7 protein-coding genes are annotated in these 4,702 nt (G+C 32.9%); 1 reads left to right on the top strand and 6 read right to left on the bottom strand.

All coding sequences use genetic code 11. The features are described from left to right. A partial coding sequence (locus ACW2QF_RS16425; protein ID WP_455717093.1) for a zinc-ribbon domain-containing protein occupies window positions 1-621 on the bottom strand: 621 nt, incomplete at its 3' end. A gap of 733 nt (window positions 622-1,354) precedes the next feature. Here ACW2QF_RS16425 and ACW2QF_RS16430 point away from each other — a divergent pair. Next, window positions 1,355-1,894: an Ig-like domain-containing protein gene (locus ACW2QF_RS16430; protein ID WP_455717094.1), complete on the top strand. Its 540-nt coding sequence runs from the start codon at window positions 1,355-1,357 to the stop codon at window positions 1,892-1,894. Window positions 1,895-1,939: 45 nt separating this feature from the next. Here the strand turns inward: ACW2QF_RS16430 and ACW2QF_RS16435 are convergent, their stop codons facing one another. The 5 genes from ACW2QF_RS16435 to ACW2QF_RS16455 form a co-directional block, all read right to left on the bottom strand. Then, a complete protein-coding gene (locus ACW2QF_RS16435; protein WP_455717095.1) occupies window positions 1,940-2,548 on the bottom strand; it encodes a M15 family metallopeptidase in 609 nt (202 codons plus the stop codon). Next, window positions 2,541-3,011, bottom strand: a complete 471-nt coding sequence (locus tag ACW2QF_RS16440) for a phage holin family protein (RefSeq protein WP_455717096.1) — start codon at window positions 3,009-3,011, stop codon at window positions 2,541-2,543. The genes ACW2QF_RS16435 and ACW2QF_RS16440 overlap by 8 nt, the downstream gene beginning before the upstream one ends. A gap of 208 nt (window positions 3,012-3,219) precedes the next feature. Beyond that, entirely contained in the window at window positions 3,220-3,372 is a 153-nt protein-coding gene (locus ACW2QF_RS16445) for a hypothetical protein (RefSeq protein ID WP_455717097.1), read from the bottom strand. A gap of 13 nt (window positions 3,373-3,385) precedes the next feature. Then, window positions 3,386-3,739, bottom strand: coding sequence for a hypothetical protein (locus ACW2QF_RS16450; protein ID WP_455717098.1), 354 nt, complete (start codon window positions 3,737-3,739; stop codon window positions 3,386-3,388). A 10-nt stretch (window positions 3,740-3,749) separates the two neighbouring features. Continuing rightward, window positions 3,750-4,702: WD40/YVTN/BNR-like repeat-containing protein (locus ACW2QF_RS16455; protein ID WP_455717099.1), on the bottom strand; the 953-nt coding region annotated here is incomplete at its 5' end.

Below are 4,702 nucleotides of genomic sequence, written 5' to 3' on the forward strand. Positions count from 1 at the left end.
CTCTGTAATATTGGGAAATTTCGCTGTTGAAGGTGATTTTAGAATGGATTTCACCTTATCCTCACATAATAATTGCCATTTTGTCATTTCATTTACGGTAAATAGAAAATCTTCTAACTTAGCAATAGCTTTACCTTTTTTATATAGATAATTACCTCCATAATTAAGCTGATACAATTTATACTTTTTATCAATATACATTATTACTTCTACACCATCTTTATAAATGCGATATCCTGTCTCGCCCTTTTTATGTGTTTCGTCTAGCATTATATCATGTACAATTGAATCCCATTCACTTATGCCACATTCTTTCAGTTTTTCTTCTATCGTTTTTCCTTCTTCATCAGTACAACCAACAACAGATTTTACAGTATCCTTTGTATTATATCTATCTGGATTTTTGATTATTTCACCAACACCGAACACTAGCCCAAATACAAACAAGACCAAAATCACCATTCCAATTCTAAAGCCAACTTTATTCGCATTATATCTTTGATTAGCAATTTGTGCTTCATTATCTTTATTTTCGCTAGATATAGGGAAACCACAATTTGGACATGCAGTGGCTCTTTCAGATATTTCTTTTCCGCATTCTGGACATTTTATTAAAGCCATTAATAATACCCCCACCAATTATTTTTTTGGTATATTATACTACAAATTTATGGTAAATTCTACTATTTCTTGCATTTCCCTTTTTGCTTTTCCTTTTTTTGTTCAGCTTTCTCCTTCAATCTTTACCTTGATAGATTCAATAACAAAAGCCTTTTCATTTTCTGTGGTAACATCAAATCCATTATTTTTTTAAACAAACATTAAAAGTTCTTATACTTATTTTGAAAGTTTATTTAAAGGTTATTGCAACACGAAATGCAACACAAAAAAATAAACCCTTGCAAATACAAGGGTTTTACAGTGCAGTTGACGGGACTTGAACCCGTACGAGCGCAATGCTCACTAGATCCTTAGTCTAGCACAATAAAATTTATTTATTCGTTGAATTTACTGTAGATTGGCATAAATACTATAAATACACATGGTTTAGTACCAATAGATTCGGTATTAAATAAACCAGTTTTATATATATAATATAATGACTTGGCTACATTTTTTGGCTACATTTTATTGTGTAGCCATTTAAATATATTGATTATAAATTCAACATAATTATTTACATATTTTACTATATATGTTATAATATATTTGCTTGAAGAAATATGTTTGAAGAGAATTTCAATAAAGGCACTTGCTCATGTAGCATGTGCTTTTTTTCATTTTATGTATCGAACTTGAATATTTTGGTATATAATAGTATACTATATACATTAAATTACAGGAAGGTGAGATTATGAAAAAGAGATATCTATCTAGTTTATTGGTGCTACTGATGTTATTGGCTTTAATTATACCTAGTAAAGTACAAGCTTATTCTCCTTGGATAAGTGAGACTAAAGTAAGTGTTTATAAAGGTGGAACGTACAATTTAGAGATATACGGTACAAGTAAAAAGGTTACTTGGAGCAGTACAGACAAATCTATTGTGAAGGTAAATAAAAAAGGTATTATTACAGGCGTTAACAACGGAAAAGCTAAAGTTAAAGCAAAAATCGGAAAAAAGACTTATAGCTGTACAGTAAATGTAAAAGATAAGGCAAAATATGATATCGATGTTAATGGTGAATACATTAAATTGACATACACTCCTAACTTTGGATTTTCAGAGTTTCAACCAGTTATAACATACTATGATAAAAAAGGTAAAGAACTAGGTAAAACTGAATTTACAAACTCTAAAGTTGCTACTAAAGGAATTGAAATGATAGATGAAAAAGAATTACCAGAATATGAATACTCGTACTATGAAATTACATTTATAACTGAAGAATAAGTATAAGGCGCTTGCTTAACAGCTTGCGCCTTTTCTGCTCTCTGACTAGGCCAATAACTTCTTAAGTGTTTCTACACCTACCTTGCCATCTTCTTTCCATCCTTGTTTAGCCCTATACTTATTTACTGCCTTGGTAGTGTTTGCTCCCCATTTACCATCTACAGTAATATTAGCTTTTATTTTACTATTCAAGGCTTTTTGGATCATCTTAGTGATAAGTGAATTCGTATTAGTAGAGCTGTAAGACTTAGCAGTCTTAGACACTCCTTTAATTTGAAAATGAGGACTATCAGGACTGGTTGTCCAGTTCGCTCCTGCTTCAAATCCATATTTCTGCATAATCGAGATAATCTTCTTAGTTTCACTATCTTTTGAATTCCAGATAGCAGTCATCTTACCATTTACTTCACGTTGTGGTACTACATCAACTGCATTACGCTGTGTATGTATGCTTGACTGTGTCCAGGTAACCTTAGTGCCTGGCATTGTTCTGCCTTGGCTATATAAGTAATTTTGCCTTACTTGGCTACGATATGTCTCAACAACAAGAGGATTAATACCAGCAGCTTTTATTTCTTCAAGTGCTTTGTTTAATAATATCTGACATAGCTCGTTAAGTTCAGATATGTCTCTACATTGATCTGTATTACCCATTTGTCTCACCGTCACTTTCATTTGTATTAGTCTTTGCATCTAACAACTTTTGTGTAATATCCAATCCAGTACTAAGGAATTTTGGTACATTACACCCCATCTCAATTAGATTCTCAATAATACTCCTAATCTCATTGATTATATAACTAGCTAGAGTAAACCACCCAAAGAGTTGTACGAATGACAAATTAATACCTAGCAAATCTCCCATCTGAATAAAGCAATAAGATATGAAAAAGGCTATCACAATAACTAACCAATAAAATACCTTTTTAACAATACCCTTTGCTCCAATGGCACTAGATTCATTATGTTTCCAGTACTTCGCTTTAATCCAGCCAGTCACATAATCTCCTACACTTAACACCAAGAATCCAACGAACAGAAACCAATACTGCCCAAATACCGCTGTTAAGAATGCTACAACTACTCCACCTAATACATTTGCTTTTTCTACTTTCATACTTATCCAACCTTTCCTTGTTGCGATATCTCAACAAAAAAGAGCCTTTCGGCTCATATTATTTTCAGAACGTTCACATAATCTTCATCAACGTTCCATAGTTACTACACAATTGAATGTTATTATTAATTTATCAAAGGAAGCTAATAACCTTTTTGATATAGATTGTTTTTTCATACCCTCCCCGATATAGGAGCCATGATGGCTCCTAATTTTTTGTTACTGTTCCATCGTTATTGACAATATAATTATCATTACTTAGATGTGAGTCAATATCATTCTTAAATTTTGAATACTTTTCAACTACTGCATTATAATTAAGCTTACCTAATTCAATTCTTCCTGCTAACCATTCTGCCACGAATTTTCACCTCCTACTGCATTACTAGATAGTCGAGTACCTCTTGTATATTATCTAGCTTTGCTTTTAATTCTGCGTTTTCTTGTTGTAGTTTGATTACTTCCGTTTCAATGTTAATTGGCTCTGAATAGGTTGGATTAACATAGAACCCTTTCTCTACTGTATAACAATATTTATTTGGTTGTAAATCATCTGGTATACTAAGAACCTCTGTTAATGAATACGAATCATCGATTACGTAGAACAGGATATCATTTTTGCCATCCATAATTGCCCATTTTTCTAGCATGGGTTCATCAAAAATTCCAAACTCTATGGTTTCACCGCTAAACAAAACTTGATTATTAATATCAACTAATATTTTCATTTATCCACCTCTATTCCTTAAAAACTATATCCAATGTATATTGTGTAAATGCATTACTAACAATCGTCCATGTGCTCAAATCGGATGAATATATTAGTTTGTCACTACCAACAGCATAATACTTAGCCGAATTTGCTACATATTCCAATGCCCTAATTTGAGTCGAACTAGATGAAAAACCAGCTGAACTCCAGGCTCCACCTTTTTGATATTTGTATATTCTGTAGTACCCAGAAGAATCCACACCGGCTAAAAGAAAATAGCCACCACCATATGTCATATCGATAGAACTTAGATCCCCCGTTAAATAATACGATTCAGTAAAGTTGGCACCATTATAAGAATAAGATAAGGTCTGAGCGTATGCTGCACCACCAATAATATACATACCATCACCATATGCCACATGGTAAGCATTTACGGTTGAACTGCCACTCGTATTTGTCCATGTTATTCCATCTAAAGAATACGCTGGGGTATTACCATTGGATAGGAATGCCATAAAACGGTCGTTTACAAACTTAACACTCCAATAAGATGATGATGTAGTAACTTCCGTCCAATTTAATCCATTATCTGTGGAATAATATATTGAATATTTGCCATTTGTCACCACCCATTTACCATTACCATACGCTATACCGTTAACATCAGTGAACGGAACACTAACTGAAGTCCATGTTATTCCATCTCCAGAACATAATAAATAGTAACCTCTACCTCCAGCCATAAACAAATCAGGAGATGCGGTAACCACTGATAAAGTAAAAGTAACACCTGTTGTAGCTAAAGTCCATGTTGTGGCGTAATCTGTTGAATACATAATTCCTCCAGTATCACCAACAGCCACAAGAGTAGGAACACTACTAGTCCAAAGCTTAGTGCTACCTAACCAAGCTTCCTTTATCTTATTACTGCCAAAATATATTTCTTTTGGTTTACTATCACCTATTTGTAATGTAG

Source organism: Anaerosporobacter sp., from assembly GCF_965301125.1.